Genomic DNA, 1,143 nt, shown 5'->3' on the forward strand with positions numbered 1-1,143 from the left:
TTTGCGGCCGCTGCAGCCGCAGCACCAACTCAATCAGCTCTTCCTTGCTCAAACGTTCAAGATCGCCGCGGCCCATACCAGCAGGGAATCAGCGAATCCCAGTTGGCGCAAGGGCCTGGGTAATTACTGTCACAAGCGTGATCGAGACTCATCTACAAGCACTGCCAGCTGGAACCCTGAGGTCCACTTCTTCAGCACACCATTCTCCCGAACCTTGGACAGTTGGAGGCCAGATTGACGCAGCGATTCGAGCTTTGGACAGCGGGATTGTTGTATCAGCGTTGTATCATGCAGATCTTTGAGGGCTGCTCGCCAAGAACCGAGCCCTCCTAAGTCTCTGTATTTCTATAGAAAGATTGGAGCGGGCGATGGGAATTGAACCCACGACATTCAGCTTGGGAAGCTGATGCTCGCGTAGACGAGGCCCATAGGCAAGGCTTACTTATTTACCGCGGCTGTTCCTTCGCCCTTCCCGTGTTCACCTTGCCTGTCCGGCGGGCGACCTCAACGGCGACCTCTGACCAGAACCGGCAGCCCGCTTCGCTTCCTCGGGAGAGGCAGTACTCTGCCTGCTCCCGCGCTCGCTCGTAAGCAGCCCTCCCCTCATACGCAATCAGAGACACGGCCTCGTACTCGATCACTGTCAGGCCGGAAGCGGGAGGCCGCCGGCGGAACAACTGTCGGATGCAATGAAGGAGTTTGAGCATGAGGCAATCCTCCTTTCCGACGGCAGGTCGAGCAAGCGAGAGTCCTGTCGCATTCACGTCGGACAGTCAGGTTCTCAGCCTTGGTACGATTGGTGAATGCAGGAAGGCCCACCCCAGCCTGTGCCAGAGAGGGCCTGCTCAAGGGATGACCCGCAGTGGAGTCTAGAACACCGCGGGATCAGAGCCCCGTCAGCTGTTTTTCCCCTGGTCTCCCAAGGTACAGTGGGTCGCTAGCTCCGCCCAACCTCTGATATGGCGGTTGCCCCTCTTCCTGAAAAGAGCACTGGCGGACCATTTCTCTGGAGCGCCCCTAAGCAGCGATTCGGTGGTTGGCGAACGGATGGCGATTTCGTTCGCAATTGAGCATCCTGACCGCCTCGTGGATGGCATCATCGAGGTTGTCTGGACCGTCGAAAGTCTGGTGAGCGAGATGATG

At 58.0% G+C, this 1,143-nt stretch carries 1 protein-coding gene; it reads right to left on the reverse strand.

Annotated elements, in window-relative coordinates:
• Positions 1-446 precede the first annotated feature (446 nt).
• On the reverse strand, positions 447-707 hold the full coding sequence (locus tag FS320_RS43785) for a hypothetical protein (RefSeq protein ID WP_152718702.1): 261 nt from the start codon (positions 705-707) through the stop codon (positions 447-449).
• Positions 708-1,143: the final 436 nt, after the last annotated feature.

Origin of the sequence: Microvirga tunisiensis, assembly GCF_009296175.1 — a bacterium.
GTDB lineage: Bacteria > Pseudomonadota > Alphaproteobacteria > Rhizobiales > Beijerinckiaceae > Microvirga > Microvirga tunisiensis.

What these genes read in the sequence shown, in the direction of transcription:
- FS320_RS43785 (WP_152718702.1), bottom strand. Translation starts at nt 707, where the DNA reads ATGCTCAAACTCCTTCATTGCATCCGACAGTTGTTCCGCCGGCGGCCT.